Source organism: Komagataeibacter saccharivorans, assembly GCF_003207825.1.
Lineage (GTDB): Bacteria > Pseudomonadota > Alphaproteobacteria > Acetobacterales > Acetobacteraceae > Komagataeibacter > Komagataeibacter saccharivorans.
This window is the reverse complement of sequence record NZ_NKTY01000001.1, coordinates 141,660-158,452: the sequence shown is the minus strand read 5'-3', so window position 1 is coordinate 158,452 and position 16,793 is coordinate 141,660. Positions and strand designations below refer to the sequence as shown.

General features: G+C 64.2%; 16 protein-coding genes. 7 read left to right on the top strand and 9 right to left on the bottom strand.

Annotation, left to right across the window (positions count from 1 at the left end; all coding sequences use genetic code 11):
* Positions 1–67: 67 nt before the first annotated feature.
* From rpsF to CFR79_RS00755, 4 genes are all read left to right on the top strand, one after another.
* Positions 68–544 carry a 30S ribosomal protein S6 gene (gene rpsF, locus CFR79_RS00770; protein ID WP_102323218.1) on the top strand — a complete coding sequence of 159 codons (477 nt, stop codon included), beginning with the start codon at positions 68–70 and terminating at the stop codon, positions 542–544.
* A gap of 6 nt (positions 545–550) precedes the next feature.
* A complete protein-coding gene (gene rpsR, locus CFR79_RS00765; RefSeq protein ID WP_007399693.1) occupies positions 551–826 on the top strand; it encodes a 30S ribosomal protein S18 in 276 nt (91 codons plus the stop codon).
* Positions 827–839: 13 nt separating this feature from the next.
* The gene (rplI, locus tag CFR79_RS00760; RefSeq protein ID WP_102323219.1) at positions 840–1,430 is read left to right on the top strand and encodes a 50S ribosomal protein L9; all 591 of its coding nucleotides are present in this window, start codon (positions 840–842) and stop codon (positions 1,428–1,430) included.
* Between the two features lie 132 nt (positions 1,431–1,562).
* Positions 1,563–2,837: an SAM-dependent methyltransferase gene (locus tag CFR79_RS00755; RefSeq protein WP_110546499.1), complete on the top strand. Its 1,275-nt coding sequence runs from the start codon at positions 1,563–1,565 to the stop codon at positions 2,835–2,837.
* Here CFR79_RS00755 and rsmA read toward each other — a convergent pair.
* The 9 genes from rsmA to cysQ all read right to left on the bottom strand — a co-directional run bounded on the left by rsmA (position 2,807) and on the right by cysQ (position 13,734).
* The gene (gene rsmA, locus CFR79_RS00750; RefSeq protein ID WP_110546497.1) at positions 2,807–3,658 is read right to left on the bottom strand and encodes a 16S rRNA (adenine(1518)-N(6)/adenine(1519)-N(6))-dimethyltransferase RsmA; all 852 of its coding nucleotides are present in this window, start codon (positions 3,656–3,658) and stop codon (positions 2,807–2,809) included. The two genes, CFR79_RS00755 and rsmA, sit on opposite strands and share 31 nt — an antisense overlap.
* Before the next feature lie 8 nt (positions 3,659–3,666).
* Positions 3,667–5,064, bottom strand: a complete 1,398-nt coding sequence (locus CFR79_RS00745) for a peptidylprolyl isomerase (protein ID WP_371207249.1) — start codon at positions 5,062–5,064, stop codon at positions 3,667–3,669.
* A 4-nt stretch (positions 5,065–5,068) separates the two neighbouring features.
* Positions 5,069–7,459, bottom strand: a complete 2,391-nt coding sequence (locus CFR79_RS00740) for an LPS-assembly protein LptD (protein WP_102323223.1) — start codon at positions 7,457–7,459, stop codon at positions 5,069–5,071.
* On the bottom strand, positions 7,459–8,574 hold the full coding sequence (gene lptG / locus CFR79_RS00735) for an LPS export ABC transporter permease LptG (protein WP_102323224.1): 1,116 nt from the start codon (positions 8,572–8,574) through the stop codon (positions 7,459–7,461). The genes CFR79_RS00740 and lptG overlap by 1 nt, the downstream gene beginning before the upstream one ends.
* Entirely contained in the window at positions 8,571–9,737 is a 1,167-nt protein-coding gene (lptF, locus tag CFR79_RS00730; protein ID WP_102323225.1) for an LPS export ABC transporter permease LptF, read from the bottom strand. Before lptF ends, lptG begins: the two co-directional genes overlap by 4 nt.
* Before the next feature lie 99 nt (positions 9,738–9,836).
* The gene (locus CFR79_RS00725; RefSeq protein WP_110546494.1) at positions 9,837–11,294 is read right to left on the bottom strand and encodes an FAD-binding oxidoreductase; all 1,458 of its coding nucleotides are present in this window, start codon (positions 11,292–11,294) and stop codon (positions 9,837–9,839) included.
* Complete coding sequence (locus CFR79_RS00720; protein WP_110546491.1) at positions 11,291–11,923, bottom strand: hypothetical protein; 633 nt, start codon at positions 11,921–11,923, stop codon at positions 11,291–11,293. Before CFR79_RS00720 ends, CFR79_RS00725 begins: the two co-directional genes overlap by 4 nt.
* Positions 11,924–11,960: 37 nt before the next feature.
* A complete protein-coding gene (locus CFR79_RS00715; protein ID WP_110546489.1) occupies positions 11,961–12,935 on the bottom strand; it encodes an L-threonylcarbamoyladenylate synthase in 975 nt (324 codons plus the stop codon).
* Between the two features lie 13 nt (positions 12,936–12,948).
* A complete protein-coding gene (cysQ, locus tag CFR79_RS00710) occupies positions 12,949–13,734 on the bottom strand; it encodes a 3'(2'),5'-bisphosphate nucleotidase CysQ (RefSeq protein ID WP_110546486.1) in 786 nt (261 codons plus the stop codon).
* Between the two features lie 152 nt (positions 13,735–13,886).
* Between cysQ and CFR79_RS00705 the strand changes: the two genes are divergently transcribed.
* From CFR79_RS00705 to CFR79_RS00695, 3 genes are read left to right on the top strand one after another with little or no spacing between them, the layout of a single operon-like run.
* Positions 13,887–15,362: a leucyl aminopeptidase gene (locus CFR79_RS00705; protein ID WP_174234151.1), complete on the top strand. Its 1,476-nt coding sequence runs from the start codon at positions 13,887–13,889 to the stop codon at positions 15,360–15,362.
* Between the two features lie 42 nt (positions 15,363–15,404).
* On the top strand, positions 15,405–15,851 hold the full coding sequence (locus tag CFR79_RS00700; RefSeq protein WP_102323231.1) for a DNA polymerase III subunit chi: 447 nt from the start codon (positions 15,405–15,407) through the stop codon (positions 15,849–15,851).
* A gap of 55 nt (positions 15,852–15,906) precedes the next feature.
* Entirely contained in the window at positions 15,907–16,758 is an 852-nt protein-coding gene (locus CFR79_RS00695) for an aldo/keto reductase (RefSeq protein ID WP_110546481.1), read from the top strand.
* Positions 16,759–16,793: the final 35 nt, after the last annotated feature.

Here is a 16,793-nt window from a genome sequence, read left to right as displayed (position 1 = left end):
CCCCTCGGGGCGAAATGGCGGACCGTGTCCGTCCATGCGGGGTTGAAGTGATCCGAAGGGAGTACCAATGCCGTTGTATGAAATCGTGCTGATCGCACGTAATGACGTGTCGCAGCAGCAGGTCGAAGCCATTGCTGATGGCATCGCGACCCAGGCAGAAGCGGAATCCGGTTCCGTAAAGAAGCGTGAATACTGGGGCCTGCGTACGCTGGCTTACCGTATCAAGAAGAACCGCAAGGGGCATTACATGCTTCTGGGTCTTGACGCGTCTCCTGCCGCCATCAAGGAAATCGAGCGTCAGCTCGGCCTGAACGAGGACGTCCTGCGCGTGCTCACCCTGCGTGTGGACGAGATTGACGAAGCTCCCTCCGTCATCCTGTCGCGCAAGGGCGATGAGCGTGAGCGTGGCTTCCGTGGGCCCAAGCCCGCAGGCCGGTTCGAAAGCGGGCGTCCGCGCCGCAATTTCGATGACCGCGAAGAGTTCCGCGCCCGTAACGAGCGTGAAGAGCAGCAGCGCGCCAGCGCCAGCGCTGAAGCGGAGTAAGAGCTGATGTCCGAATCTACCGAGATCAATCCCGCCGCCCGCCGCGTTGCGGTTGGTGCGCGCCGTCCGTTCTACCGTCGTCGCAAGTCCTGCCCGTTCTCCGGCCCGAACGCGCCGAAGATCGACTACAAGGACGTGCGTCTGCTGAGCCGCTTCCTGTCCGAGCGTGGCAAGATCGTTCCCAGCCGTATCACGGCCGTATCCGCCAAGAAGCAGCGTGAGCTGGCCCAGGCCATCAAGCGTGCGCGTTTCCTGGCGTTGCTGCCCTACATTGTAAGCTGAGGGAGGCAGGAACATGTCCGCAGTAGAACTCATTCTGCTCCAGCGCGTCGAGAAGCTGGGCCAGATGGGCGAGATCGTAACGGTGAAGCCGGGCTATGCCCGTAACTTCCTCCTGCCCCAGGGCAAGGCGATCCGCGCCAACGCACATAACCGCGAGCGTTTCGAGCGTGAGCGCGTGCAGCTTGAGGCGCAGAACCTCAAGAACCGCGAGGAGGCCGAGCGCCTGTCCGAGCGTATGCACGGCCTGTCCGTCATCCTGATCCGTCAGGCTGGCGACAGCGGCAGCCTGTATGGCTCCGTCACCACCCGTGACATCGCCGAAGCCGCGACGAAGGCTGGTCTGACCATCACCCGTAACCAGGTGATCCTGCCCGAGCCGATCAAGCAGCTTGGCCTGTATGACGTGCGCGTTGCCCTGCACCCGGAAGTGGCGATGCAGGTGACCGTGAACGTCGCGCGTTCCGAAGAAGAAGCGGAACGTCAGGCACGCGGTGAGGAAATCGGCGTCGAGCGCGACGACGAACCGGCACTGGTCGAAGAAGACACGCTGACCGAAGGCGGGGTTTCGGAAGAAACCGCCGTTGAGGAAGCGCCGGCTGAATAACTGATCCGTTCCGGCGCCCTGCAAGGGGTGTCGGATCTGGTTGCGAAAGCCCGGAAGAGGAAACTCTTCCGGGCTTTCGTCGTTTTCGGGGCGTGTGCGGTCCGCCCGTACGGACAGGCGGGGAGAAAGCCGATGGCGTCTGTATTGCTGGACCGGGCCTTTGCGCATTTCATCACGGTTGGGCGGCTGGATGTGTATTATCCCGGTGGCGACAGGCGGGTCTATACGGGCCAGCCCGGCCCCCATGCCGCCATGTGGATTGCCGATCCCGCTACCTGCCGCGCCCTGCTGCTGGACCCCGCGCTGAAGGTTGGGGAAGCCTATATGGCCGGTCACCTGCGTCCGGTGGACTGTTCGCTGTACGAACTGCTGCATGTGCTCATGCTCAACGTGATGCGGCGCAGCCCGGCGGGAGAACGTTTTTTCTCCTCGCTGCGCTACATGGTCCGCAAATGGCTGCAGAACAACACCCTGCGGCGCGCGCGGCGTAACGTCGCCCACCATTATGATCTGGACAGCAGGCTGTACCGATTGTTCCTTGATGAGGACATGCAGTATTCCTGTGGCTATTTTCCCACCGGCTATGAAACGCTGGCACAGGCGCAGGCCGCCAAGAAACACCACCTTGCAGCCAAGCTGCACCTGACACGACCGGGCATGAGCGTACTGGATGTGGGCTGCGGCTGGGGTGGAATGGCGCTTACGCTGGGGCGTGACTATGGCGCGCAGGTGACGGGCATCACCCTGTCGGTGGAACAGTTGCACATTGCACGCCGCCGCGCGCGTGAGGCCGGGCTGGATGACCGGGTGCGTTTTGAACTGCTGGATTATCGCGCGGTCAGGCGTCAGTACGACCGCATCATTTCCATCGGCATGTTCGAGCATGTCGGCGTCGCGCATTACGGTTCATTTTTTTCCACCATGCGCCAGGCCCTCAAACCCCGGGGTGTGATGGTGCTGCATTCCATCGGGCGGGTGGAGGGGCCAAATGTGACCAACCCATGGATAGATCGCTACATTTTCCCCGGCGGGTATTCCCCTGCGGTAAGCGAGGCGGTCGGGGCGGTTGAACGCGCGGGGCTATGGCTGACGGATTGTGAGATATGGCGGCTGCATTATGCCCGCACCATCGCCCACTGGCGCAGCCGTTTCGCCACGCAGCGTGCCGCCATTGCACGGATGTATGATGAACGGTTCTGCCGGATGTTCGAATTCTACCTGTGCGTATCCGAACTCGCCTTCCGCGTGCAGGGGCATCTCAATTTCCAGTTGCAGCTAACGCGGGAGATTGATGCCGTGCCTCTGGCGCGGGATTACATGCTGGGTCACGAACCGGTGGAGCAGCAGGTTTCCTGCCCCGTAATGGAGCCGGTATCCTATGCCGGGGCGGCAGTCCTGCGGGCATGAAGGCGGGCCAGCCTATCAAATTCCGCAATATCCAGTGTTTCCGCCCGGCGGCTGCCATCAATGCCTGCTTCAGTCAGCAGGGCTTCGCCCCCGACTGATTTCAGCGCCCCGCGCAGCATCTTGCGCCGCTGGCCAAAGGCCGCTGCCGTAATCTGTTCCATCGCGCGGAACAGGGTGGCGTCAGGCTGCTGTGCATGGGGGATCAGGCCCACTACGGCGGAATGGACCTTGGGCGGCGGTGAAAACGCACCGGGCGGGATATGCATAAGCATCCCGCAACGGCAGGTCCATTGCGCCAGAACGCCCAGCCGCCCGTAATGGTCGGAACCGGGGGCTGCGCAGATGCGCTCCGCCACTTCCTGCTGGAACATGAGCGTCAGGCGCGACCATGCGCTGGCCTGCCGCAGCCAGCCAACCAGAAGCGGCGTGCCGACATTATAGGGCAGGTTGGCAATGATCTGGCGTGGCGCGGGGCACAGCGTGGTCAGGTCACGGCGCATGGCGTCGGCTTCGACCACCTGCAGCCGGTCCGGCATAAGGGCCGCCAGTTCCGTAATGATTGCCACGGCGCGGGTATCGACTTCCACCGCCGTAATGCTGGCGGCATCCGAGTCCAGCAGCGCGCGGGTCAGGCCACCGGGGCCGGGTCCCACCTCAACGATATGCTGTCCCGCCAGATCCCCCGCCAGGGACGTGATCCGCGCCGTAATGGCCGGGTCCAGCAGAAAGTGCTGGCCCAGCGCCTTGCGTGCATCCAGTCCGTGCCGCGCGATCGTCTGGCGCAGCGGCTCAAGGCCCTTCAGCCCTTCCGGTACAGTCATGTCCGCGTTCAGGACTTGGAGCGCATATCGATGATCGCGCGGCGCTGGAGGTCACGGTTGAGCTGGCGCGATGTCTGTTCCACACGTTCGTTCAGCAGGTGGTCGGCGATTTCGCTGGGGGTCTGGATGGCAATGTTGCGTTCCTCACGTTTGCATACCATCAGCACGGCGATGCCATCTTCCGACACCAGCGGCTGGCTGGGCTGGCCGACGGGCAGGGGCTCAAGCACTTCACGCATGCGCGGATTGAGGCGGTTGAGCAGCAGTTCCCCCGGATCGGAAGGATGCTTTTCACCCAGCTTCTTGTTCTGGGCTTCCACCTGATCGCAGTTCTTGGCGTTGGCCACAAAGGCGTTGGCCGAATCCAGCATGCTTTTCTGCTGGTCTGTCGGATTTTCCGGGTCAAGCGGGCTTTCGAAGGGGAAGAAAGCCTGACGCATGGACAGGATTGTCGCCATCTGGTGACCCACCGTGCGGCGTTCGGCAATGGTGGCGATGACGTAGCCGCCCGCCACGCGGATGGCGTTGGAAATCGCGCCATCGGGCATCTGGCGTGCCACGGCCACGACCTGCGGGTCCAGCCCGTCTTCCTGCGTCCAGCCCATCATGCCGCCTTCCAGCGCGCTCTGCCCCTGCGAAAACTGGGCGGCGACGATGGGGAACGGCGCGCCTTCACGCAGTTCCTGAATGATGGTTTCGGTGAATTTCAGTTCGTTTTCGGTGTGGCGTGGATCGTCAACGGGAATGAATATCTCGCTGATCATGTATTCCGGCTTGCCGTCCTCACGTTTCAGCGCCTCGGTCCGCTGTTCGATCTCGGCTGCGGTGATGCGGCCACGTTCGCCCGTTTCCTGTCGCAGCACCTGCGACCAGCCAAGCTGCACGCGGATCTGGTCGATCAGTGTCGTCAGCGAGACGCCATCTTCCGCCAGTTTGTTGCGCAGCGCATTTTCCGGCATGCCGTTGCGCTGCTCGATCCCGGCGATGGCGTCGGCAATCTGCTTGATGGGCACGTTGATGTGGCGGTCGAGCATTTCCTGCATGCGCAGCCGTTCGTCAATCAACTGCCGCACGATCTGCGGGCGCAGGCGCTCCATCACGTCATCGCTGACATCAAGGCCGGAGGAAAGGGCGAACAGCCGCCCGCGCGTATCGACATCACGCTTGGTCAGGACCGATCCGTTGACGGTGGCGATGATGGCGTCCTGTTCTTCCGCCGCCTGTGCCTGCTGCGCGATGGAGCGGGCGCTGCGTGCCGCCGCGGCCTGTTCATGCCCGGCCAGCGCCAGACAGGCCAGCAGGCCGGCGGTCAGCGCGCGGCCTGCACGCCTGCGTCGCGGTGCGGGGGAGGGTACGGCGCCACGGGTGGCGGGGAAGAAGGACATCCGGCTCGGTCTTTCACGCATCAGGTCAGCCATTCATACCAAATGTACCGATGGTTTTGAACGTAAGGGAGAACATTACGGTCGAATTGCTCTGTTGGCCACCAATGGTGGTGTACTGCTTGAGATACATGACATCCAGCCCGAAGCAGTCATTCTGGAACCCGGCGTCCCCACCCACCGACACACTTTCCTTGCGCGACAGGCTGCGGCGCAGATAGGCGGCCAGATGCCAGTTCTGCCAGTTCGAGGCCGCGCCCACCGTCAGTTCGCTGACCGGTGTGTAATAAACGGCAGGCGGCGTGTTGGCGTAGGACCGCTGGGCATAATAGTAATAGGACGTCACCGGTTCATACAGATAGCCACCCGTCACGCGGAAATGGCGGAAACCCGTGCTGCCCAGGGCATCGGCGAAATCCACCTTCCCGGCGTATGGATCAAGCCGCATCTTGCCGTCGAAATCGAAAAACTGGTTGGGCACGACATGCGTGCCCATCACCAGATCCGACAGGTGATGGCTCAGGCCGGAATAGGGAATGCGGTCATGTTCGACATGTTCCTGAAAGCTTTCGCCAATCAGCATGTCGATCTGGTGGCCGTTCCATGTCCAGTTGTTGTGCAGCCCGATATTGGCGCGCAGCCCCCCGTCCAGCCGGTCGGTACCCGGATAGCGGTTGATGGAGAACAGGGTCGAATCCGTGAATTCGTAGGTCAGGCTGTCCTCGTTGGGAATATTGCGCGAAGAACTGTTCCCCGTATTGGGCGCGGCAAGGATCTGCACGATCGGCTCCAGTATCTGGGTGCCGGTATTATGGTTGAAACTGCGCAGGAAGGGCCAGTTCATTTTCAGCCCGACCGTGGGCAGCACCTGTCCTTCGACCTGCGCGCGGGTGGCGGCGGCGTAATTGGGCTGCTGGTAAAGCGATGTGGCGCGGTGGATCGCGGATTCCACATGCAGCGTCAGGTTCCAGATCTGCCCCAGCGAGTTGTGGAAGGGCCGGTCCCAGTTAAGCGAAAGCTGCCCGCGCTGGTCCGACGTGCCATTGTCACGATAGACATAGAAATCGGTCGTATCGAGACTGAACCGCCCGCCCCATGCGTCCGGCCTGCCAAAATAGCTGTAGGTGTAGCGCGGCAGGACCCATGGCAGGTCCTGATTGTGGATGATGCCCTGATTCAGGCCCTGATAGCCTTCGGCGTCGATGCGGGAATACGATCCGGTGCCGAAGCCTTCAAGATAGACATTGGAATTGAGCGTATCCTGCCCATAGCCGCTTACGCGGTAGTCGCGCATGTAGTTGGGCGAACTGGCCCAGCGGATGTTCGCCCCCGCGCGCCATGTCTTGTTGATGGATACCTGTCCACTGCCGAAGAAGTAGCCCTGCACGCCATGGTTGTCGTTGCTGTCGACCGTCTGGCCGAAGGTGTTGACGTAATCAATGTCGTGATGCGTGTCATAGGCGATGCCGGCATTGATGTTGACGCGCGCATTGCGGAAATAGCGGCGGTAGACCGAACTGAGTTCAGGCCCCGTGCGGGTGGAGAACAGCCCTTCCAGCGTGATGTCCGACTGTTTGTCCAGCACCCAGTAATAGGGAATGGTGACATACGTGCCCAGGTAGCGGTTATGCGGCGTGAATCCCGGTGTCAGGAAGCCGCTCTGCCGCCGGACGGACGGATCGGTCATGGAGAAGGTAGGCAGGTAGAAAACCGGCACGCCGAAGAAATCGACAAACGCATCGCGGAATTCCAGCCGCTTGTGCTGCATGTCATGCGTGGCGTCATAAGCGCGTAGCTGCCAGAACGGCGCGCGTTCGGGATGGCGGGCGCACACTTCGCATGCGGTATAGACCACGCGGGTCAGGTCGCTGAGCTTGCCGCCGGTGCGGCGCACCCCGTTGGCCGCCAGCCGGGCGTTATCGAACATCTGGGCATACATGCGCGTCATGATCCCGTCGCGCATGCCGTTGCTCAGTTCCGCGTAATCGGTGAACAGCACGGTTCCGTCCGGCTCGACCATCGCCACGTTGCCGCGTGCGGAGGCCACGCCGGTATTGCGGTCATATATGACCTTGTCCGCCCGCATGATCTGATCGTTCTGCCAGATCTGGACATTGCCGGTCCATGTGGCGATGCCGTTGCGGCTGTCATACGACACATGATCGGCCTGAAAGGTCATCGGGTCGCTATTGGATACCGTGCCGGAAAAACTGACCGGGGCCTGTGGCTGGCTTTTGGGGGCATGGATGGGCTGGGTGCGCTTGGGCGCGTCCGCACGGGCCGGGTTGCCCGTGCCCAGACCGGACACGATCCCGCCCAGCATCGTCGCCGCAAGCAAAAACCCGCGCGGGAACCGCCGCATGGCGGCGATGGGCCGCCGGGTAAGCGGCGCGCGCGGGGAAGGGGCGGGACGGGACATTAACCGTCCTCTAGATGAAGAAGTAGCGTGACCGCAAGACAAAGCCCCGCCCCCGTTGGTGCCCAGGCGGCGAGAAGGGGGGGAAGTGCGCCCGTTTCACCAAACTGCGCCGCGATCTTGGAGATGGCGAACAGCGCGAAACCCGCCGCCACGCCAAAGCTTATCATGCGCACGACCCCGCCGCGCCGCGCGGGCCGCATGGAAAATCCCGCCGCCACCAGCGCCATGGTACCCGACAGTACGGGCAGCGTCAGCAGGGTCTGGAAATGCAGCCGGTGGCGGATGGTGGAAAAGCCCGAACGCTCAAGCTGGCGGATGAAACCCGGCAGCGCCCAGACGGACAGTGTATCAGGCGAGGCAAAGCTTTCCTCAACCCCCGCCAGCGTCAGGTCGGCGGGCAGCGTCATGTGGCCCATGTCCTGCGGCATTTCATCGGGGCGGAGCTGGCGCGTGGAATCCAGTATCCACCGGCCGCGGCCCAGATAGCCGCTTTCGGCCTCCAGCCGGGTCAGCAGGCTGTCATCAGGTCCCATGCGAAAGACGGTGACGCCGCCAAGGTGCAGCACGCCGCCGTGCAGCTTGACGCGTCGGGCGTGAATGATGTCCACGCCATGGTCCACCAGCCCGTTATCGCCCTGGCGCAGCCATAGCGTGCCACCGCTCAGGTTCAGGGACTTGCCGTTATTGTCGCGCAGGTACTGCCGGTCCAGCGCTTCCGCCCGCCGGTACATGACGGATGACAGGGGCGAGATACAGGTGGTGGCCGTCGCCCCGATCAGGACCGCGCAGATGACGGGCCCCGCCAGGAACTGCCATGCCGAAATCCCCGCCGCCCGCGCCACGACCAGTTCCGATGTGCGCGCCAGCCGCCAGAAGCAGATGATCCCGCCCAGCAGCACGCCGAAGGGCAGGATTTCAAGGCAGGCGAAAGGCACATGCAGGAAGGCGATCTCACTGACCAGCGACGTGGGTACGTTGGGTCGCGTCGAAACCCGGCGCAGCAGGTCGATGAAATCGAACATCGTTATCAGCGCGGTCAGGAAGGCGATCACCGCCAGCGTGGCGAAAGTGAACTGCCGCGCGATATAGAATGAGAGGGTGAAGGCGGGTTTCATGCGCGCGGGCCACGCACGGCCCGGGCAGTCGGGCGGTCCGAACGGAATTCCGGCACGAACAGGATGGCCGCGCAGACCAGCCCCGGACCCAGCGTGCAGATCCACATGAGCGGCATGAGCTGCAGGTTGCGCGAGGCGAGGTTCTGCACCAGCAGCGTCAGCGCCTGCACCGCCACGACCCCGAGAATGGCCAGCACAGGGCGCAGGATGCTGGCCTGCCGGGAATAATTGCCGCCCATGGCGCCAACCAGCCCGATCATGGCGAAGGAAAAGGCGCAGAACGGCGTGCTGAGCCTGCGCCAGGCTTCGATGAACATCTTGCTTTCGTCACGTCGGGAATACAGGCGCATGTCGGGATGAAGTAGTTCCGCAATCGAAAGTTCATTGGCGTCCGGCTGGCGCGTATGCGACCCGTGCGGACTGGACAGGTCTATGGTGTTGCGCGCGAAGGTCAGCACGTTCAGCCGCCCGGTATGGCTGTCGATTTCCTGCCGTGATCCGTTGAATAGCACCACGCGGGGCTGATCGCCGGTGACGAGCAGGTTGCCGTCTTCCGCAAGGATCGTCGCTTCCGCTCCCGGCGTGCGGTCATCTTCCACCATGATGCCATGCAGCGTGCCGTCCTTGTCGCGTGCGCGGATATAGACGGTCATGTTGTCCGATACCTGCGTGAATACCCCATCCTGTATCAGGAAGGCGGCCATGCGGTTGCGTATCTGGAATTCGTACTGGCGGAAGGCGTGGTACGAAACCGGCACGATCCATATGTTCAGGATCAGGCACAGCCCCGTGGCAATGCTGGCGCACAGCAGTCCCGGCCGCGCCATCATGACGGGGGACAGCCCCGCCGCCTGCATGACGGTCAGTTCCCGGTCGGTGCCCAGGCGCTGGTAGATGAACTGCACCACCACGAAGGTCGTGATCGGCAGGATGACCGCGACGAAGGACGGAATAAGCAGGCTGGTCAGTTCAAGGAACACGCGCAGCGAAAGCCCGCGCCCCACCACCAGCGATACGAAATGCAGCGACTGCGTCAGCCAGATCAGCACCGCCAGCGCGCCCGTGCTGGCCACCAGCGCCAGCAGGAGCTGACGCAGTACGTAGCGGTCCAGAATCGACAGGCGCAGCGCAAGGCGGTCGGGAACGGGGCGGGCGACAGGCATGCCCCTGTCTAGCCCCGTTCCCGCCGGGGCAAAAGGGGTGATCCCCTGCGGCATGGGTGTGGGAACAGTCTGTTACGCGCGGTCGCGCGGGCCGTTCCGTCAGGCCCCCTGCGTGGCGGGGGGCAGGACCTTGCCGGGATTCATCAGGTTGCGGGGATCAAGCGCTGTCTTGATATGGCGCATGGCCGCCAGTTCCGCGCCCCCGCGCCACGACGGCATCATGTAGGGCTTGAGCTGGCCCACCCCATGCTCGGCGGAGAAGGAACCATCCAGTTCCTTCACGATCGCGGACACCGTGTCCATGATGTCGTGGCTGCGCGCGAGGAAGGCTTCCGGCGCCATGCCTTCGGGCTGGACAAGGTTGAAGTGGATGTTGCCGTCGCCCATGTGGCCGAACGGGGCGGGGCGGATGCCGGGTATCAGCGCCTCGCACGCGCTGGTGGCGCGTGTAATCAGTTCGGGCACATGGGTTACGGGAACCGAGACGTCGTTCTTGACGCTGGCGCCCGCGCGGCGCTGGGCTTCGGCATGTTCCTCGCGCAGTTTCCACAGCCCGGCGCGCTGGCTTTCGCTCTCGGCTATGACGGCATCGGTAATGATGCCTTCTTCCAGCGCTTCTCCCAGAACGGATTCCGTGAACTCACGCAGGTCGGCATCGGGGCGGGGGGTGGCAAGTTCAAGCAGTACGTAGGCCGGGGCGGTTTCCTCCAGCGGCAGGCCCGCGCCGGGGATAAGGCCTGTAACCAGTTCCATGCCGGTGCCCGACATGAACTCGAACGCCTGCAGCAGTGACGGATCGCGCGAACGCAGCAGCCCCAGCAGGTCCAGCGCGGCGCTGGCGTCTTCCACCGCACACAGGGCGGCGTCGATTTCGCGCGGCTGGGGATGAAGCTGCAGGATGGCGGTGGTGATGAATCCCAGCGTCCCTTCCGATCCCACCAGCAACTGCCGCAGGGCGTAGCCGGTATTGTCCTTGCGCAGGCGGCGCAGCCCGTTGAATACGCTGCCATCGGGCATGACCGCTTCCAGCCCCAGCGTCAGTTCGCGTGCATTGCCGTAGCGCAGCGTGTTGTTGCCCCCGGCATTGGTGGCCAGCACGCCGCCGATCTGGGCCGACCCTTCGGATGAAATGGACAGCGGCAGCATGAAACCGGCTTCCCACGCGGCGTCCTGTGCCGCTTTCAGCGTGACCCCGGCTTCGATTTCCATGGTCAGGTCGCGCGGGTCGATGCCGCGGATACGGTTCATGCGCGACAGGCAGATGACAACCTCGCGCCCCGTATCATCAGGCGTTGCACCGCCCACCATGCTGGTATTGCCGCCCTGCGGCACCATGGGAACATCATGCGCCACGCACAGGCGTACGATGGCGGCCAGTTCGTCCGTGCTGGCGGGGCGCAGCACGGCCAGCGCGCGGCCATGGTACAGGCTGCGCCAGTCGGTGCAGAAAGGGGCGATATCCGTCGCATCCGTCAGCACGCCCGCAGGCCCCAGTATTTCGCTGAAGCGGGCGATCAGGTCATGACGTGCCAGTGCGGGGGAGGGAGATGCGGTCATGACAACATGCTTCCGGAATAGAGGGGATGGGAGAGCGGCATGAGAAAGGCCTGCCCGTTCTCCACCCCGTCATGGTGGACCGGGGGGTAGGCGGCGCTGGCCTGCGCGGGGCTGCTCGATACAAGGGTGTGCCACATTTCCGTCAGGGCAAAGCCGGTCAGCACGCCCACGGCCACCGCAACCACCAGCCCGCCCGACCGGCGCGGGGCCTGACGGGTCTGCACGATGGATAGGGCGGCCTGCGTTTCGGCCCGTGCCTGCTGCGTCTGGTACAGTTCCGAACGCAGGGCGGCGTTGTGGGCGCGCGCGTCGCGCAGTTCCAGATCCAGCTTGCGGATGCTGTCCGTCAGCTTGGAAATGCGCGCGTGCGACTCCTGTATTTCCTTTGCCGCCGCCGTGCCGGTCTTTGTGCTGCGGGGCGCGCGCGGCTTGGGCGCGGCCTTGGGCGGCGGGTTGGGGGCAATGGCTGAAAAAAGGTTCTTCAGTGCGCCGCCCGTAACCTGATTCTTCTTTGCCCGCGCCCGGATGGCGGCCAGTGCGTTTTCCGACTGGCCTGCATGTTCCTCCAGCACAAGTGCAAGGATATCCGAAAGGATTTTCAGTTCCTTGGGATCGAATGTGTCGCTCATTTCGGGCACCGGGGTCGGATCATGCGGTTAAAAACCATTACGGACGCGGACTGGCAGCACGGATCAGCCGGTCACGGATGGCACGGCCCAGACCATGTCCGGGTACATGCTGCACCGCAATCCTGACCAGCCCACGGCGGCGTCCCTCCATATCAAGAAACCGCAGCCCCGCGAAGAGGCGTGCCGCCGCTTCATGCAAATCGGCGGTTCTGCTCAGATTCCACACCAGCGGGCTGCCCGGCAGTTCGCTGCCAAATGCCAGCAGCGCCTCGTCACCGGCAACCGTATCGGCATCCAGCCGCACCGGCAGGCCCGGCGCATAATGCGACGAAAGCTGACCGGGGGCGGAGGGATTGATGTCATTACTGCCCGCCGGGGTGACAAGTGGCGCGCCGCAGGCGTCTTCCAGCGCCTCAAGCGTGATGCCACCGGGGCGCAGCAGGACGGGGCGTTCCCCGCTCAGGTCGACGATGGTGCTTTCCACTCCCACCCGGCACGGTCCGCAATCCAGCACGGCGTCAATCCGGCCATCCAGCCCCGCCAGCACATGCTGCGCATCGGATGGGCTGACCCGGCCCGATGGATTGGCCGAAGGGGCGACAACGGGAAAGCCGCATGCCGCCAGCAGGGCCTGTGTGGTCGCCCCGGCGGGCACGCGCACCCCTGCCGTCGGCAGTCCGGCGGTCGCGATGGTGGAAATGGCGCATTCTTCCGCACGGGGCAGGACAAGCGTCAGCGGTCCGGGCCAGAACCGTGCGGCCAGCCTGCGGGCAAGCGGGCTGGCGGCCACCTGTTCAAATGCGGCATCGGCGCTGACGAAATGGCTTATCAGCGGGTTGATGCCGGGTCGGCCCTTGGCGGTGTAAATTGCGGCCACGGCCCGGTCGTTGCGCGCATCCGCGCCCAGCCCGTAGACCGTTTCCGTCCCGAAGGCGACAAGACCGCCCGCGCGCAGGATGGTGGCGGCGGCCTCAATGCCCTGCGGGTCATTATGCAGCAGTCGTGTATCCATCGATACGGCGCGACTACCGTGCGCCACGACAGATGAAATGCGGATTGCGCCAGCCGGGCTTGCCGTAGGCCAGTGTCGCGCCATCGGGCGTGGTTACGCTGCCCCCGGCTGCTTCCACGATCGCCTGTGGCGCGGCGGTGTCCCATTCCATGGTGGTGCCAAGACGGGGGTACAGGTCGGCGATGCCTTCCGCCACGCGGATGAACTTGGCCGCCGAACCGATATTGCCCAGATGCGCGATGGTATGGCCGCCCAGAAAGTCCTTCAGCCGTGGATCATCCGCATAATGGCGCGACGCCAGCACGGTCAGTCCCTCGGCAGGGGGCGTGCGGACGTGAATGGCCTGTTCCCCGTTCGCATCGATGCGGAAGGCCCCACGTCCGGCACCCGCGCCATAAAGCTGGTGATAGGCCGGCAGCGCCACCGCGCCGATGACCGGGCGACCATCACGCACCAGCGCGATATTGACGGTGAAATCATCCCGTCCCGCCGCGAATTCACGCGTGCCATCCAGCGGGTCGACCAGCCAGAACTCGCTGCCGGTATCGGTGTGGATGCCAGCGGCCATTTCCTCTTCCGCCACCACGGGGATGGCGGGGGCATGGGCGCGAAGCCCCTTGAGGATATGGGCTTCCGCCGCGTGGTCGGCTTCCGTCACGGGGGAACTGTCGGACTTGACCTGTGTGGCGAAGCCGCGTGCACGGATCTCCCGGATCAGGTCGGCGGCCTCATCGGCCAGGCGAAGGGCCAGATCCAGAAGGAATCTGTCCTCATATGCTGGGATGGATGGTGTATTCATGCTGTTCGCATTAGCTTACTCATGCCGCGCCGTCATGCCTTTATCGGTGTTGATGGCTTCGGATACGGATATTCCGGTCATGGCGATGCCGTGGGGTTACGGAAATTTATCCTGTCCGTCCCAAACCCTCGTAGCGGAGCCATGTGATCCATATGCTCGATATTGCCTTTTCCGACACGACCGCGCCCACCGGTGGCGCCATTGCCCTGCTGGCCGTATCCGGCGCGACACCTGCGGGCGCTTTCGCCACGCTCGACGCCGCCGTGGGTGGCGCGCTGGAACGCGCCATGAAGGCCGCCAGATTCGGGTTCGAGGCATCAAAGACCTGCGTCGTGCTGGCGCCGGGTGCGGGTTACGACCGTATTGTTCTGGTCGGGCTGGGCAGCGCGGATGAACTGGACGGGACTGTTGCCGAACAGGCCGGGGCGACTGCCGCGGGTGCGCTGGCATCCGCCGCCGGGGCATCGACCGGCGTGATCGTGGCTGACGGGCTTGCGCCGTCACTGGCCGCCCATGTGGCGCTGGGTGCGGTGATGGGCAGCTACCGTTTCGATTCGTACCGGACACGTCCGCGCGCGGGCGAACCTACGAAACTGACCGCGCTGACCATCGCCTGTGCCGACACGGCTGCGGCGCAGGCCGCGTGGACGCCCCTTTCCGCCGTGGCGCGCGGGATTTATCTGTGCCGCGATCTGGTGTCCGAACCCGCAAACATGCTGCGTCCGCCCGAATTCGAGCAGCGTATCAACGCGCTGGCCGATCTTGGCGTCGAGATCGAGGTGCTGGACCGTGACGCGATGCTGGAGCTGGGTTTCGGCGCGCTGCTGGGCGTGGCGCAGGGCAGCGACGCCCCGCCGCGCACCGTCATCATGCGCTGGAACGGGGGGGCTGAGGCGGATGCCCCGGTTGCCTTCGTCGGCAAGGGCGTGACCTTTGATTCGGGGGGCATCTCCATCAAGCCCGCTGCGGGCATGGAGGAAATGAAAACCGACATGGCCGGTGCTGCCGCCGTGGTTGGCACCATGGCCGCGCTGGCGGGGCGCAAGGCGAAGGTCAACGCCGTGGGCGTCGTGGGGCTGGTTGAAAACATGCTGTCGGGCAATGCCCAGCGCCCCGGTGACGTGGTGCGCACGGCGGCAGGCCAGACGGTGGAAGTCCTGAACACCGATGCGGAGGGACGGCTCGTTCTGGCCGATGTGCTGTGGTACACCCAGCAGCGTTTCAATCCGCGCTTCATGGTTGACCTCGCCACGCTGACCGGGGCGATCGTGGTCAGCCTTGGCAACGAGCGCGCGGGCCTGTTCTCCAATAATGACGAACTGGCGGCCCACCTGTCCGAAACGGGTGAGAAGACGGCCGAAAAGCTGTGGCGCATGCCGCTGGATGCCGTCTATCTGGAACGGCTGCGCTCGGACATCGCCGATCTCAAGAACATCGGCGGGCGTCCCGGCGGGTCGATCACGGCAGCCAAGTTCCTTGAATGCTTCGTAAACGACGTACCATGGGCGCATCTGGACATTGCGGGCGTTGCTTTTTCCACCAAGGGCACGGCGCAGGCGCCCAAGGGCGCGTCCGGCTTTGGCGTGCGGCTGCTCGACCGTCTGGTCAGCACGTATTACGAGGGGTAATGCCTGCCCCGCGTGGCAGGACAGGACAGAACAGGGAACTCCATGGCGCAGATCGGCTTCTATCACCTGACGCGTTCAAGGGCGGTGGAGGTGCTGCCCGCGTTGCTGGGCCGCACGCTCGATGCCCGGCGGCGCGCGGTGATCCGCTGCGCCTCGGCCGAACGGGTGCAGGAACTCGACGATGGCCTGTGGCGGGCGACCGACCCGCTATGGCTGCCCCATGGCACGCAGGCGCTGGGCCATGGTCCCTGGCAGCCCATCTGGCTGACTGATGGTGCCGATGTGCCCAACGGGGCCACGTTCCTGTTCCTGCTGGACGGGGTGGAGGTTACGGACCTTTCCCCGTTCGAGCGGGTGTTCGACCTGTTCGACGGCCATGATGAAACCGCTGTCGCCGCCGCGCGGCGCCGCTGGGTCGCGGGGCGCGATGGGGGACATGATCTGAGCTACTGGCAACAGCAGCCCAGAGGCTGGACGCGCCGTAAATAGTCACTGCCGCACGGCCCGATGGTGCGGGGTGACGTGATGAAAGGCAGGTTCTGTAATGAAGACGGTTACTTTCCCCGATGGTCGCGTGGTGCCCGCTCTTGGCATGGGCACATGGAACATGGGGGACAGCGACAGCCGCCGCGCTGACGAGATACGCAGTATCCGCGCGGGTGTGGAAGCCGGTATCCGCGTGGTGGACACGGCGGAAATGTATGGTTCGGGCCGTTCCGAAAAACTGGTGGGTGAGGCGATCCGTGGCCTGCGGGACGAGGTTTTCCTTGTCAGCAAGGTCCTGCCGTCCAATGCGTCGCGCAAGGGGGTGCGGCGTGCCTGTGCCGCCTCCCTTGAGCGGCTGGGCACGGACTGTCTGGATCTGTACCTGCTGCACTGGGAAGGGAGCGAACCGCTGGAGGAGACCATCGCCGGTTTCAACGATCTGGTCGAAGCCGGGATGATTCGTAGCTGGGGTGTGTCCAATTTTGATACGGACGCCATGCGCGAAGTCAAAAGCGTCCATAGCGCCACGCCGTGCGCCGCCAATCAGGTGCTTTACAGTCTGGATTACCGTGGCCCGGAATTCGATCTGCTGGAATACGACCGCAAGGCCGGGATCGTGACCATGGCCTATTCCCCGCTGGGCCAGGGGGGCGATCTGCTGCGTGCGCCGGTGCTCAGGCGCGTGGCGCAGCGCCATGAAACATCGCTTGGCCCCGCATCCCCCGCACAGATTGCGCTGGCCTGGGTGCTGCGGGATGAAAACGTACTGGCCATTCCCAAGGCTGGCAGCCTGCGCCACCAGCACGAAAACATCGCGGCGCAGGAGATCATCTTGACGCGCGATGATCTGGCGGAGATTGATGAAGCCATCGCGCCGCCGCGCCGCAAGGAGCCGCTGGCCATGATCTGACCCGCCCGTTTCGGGGCGTTTCAAGGGGACGCCAC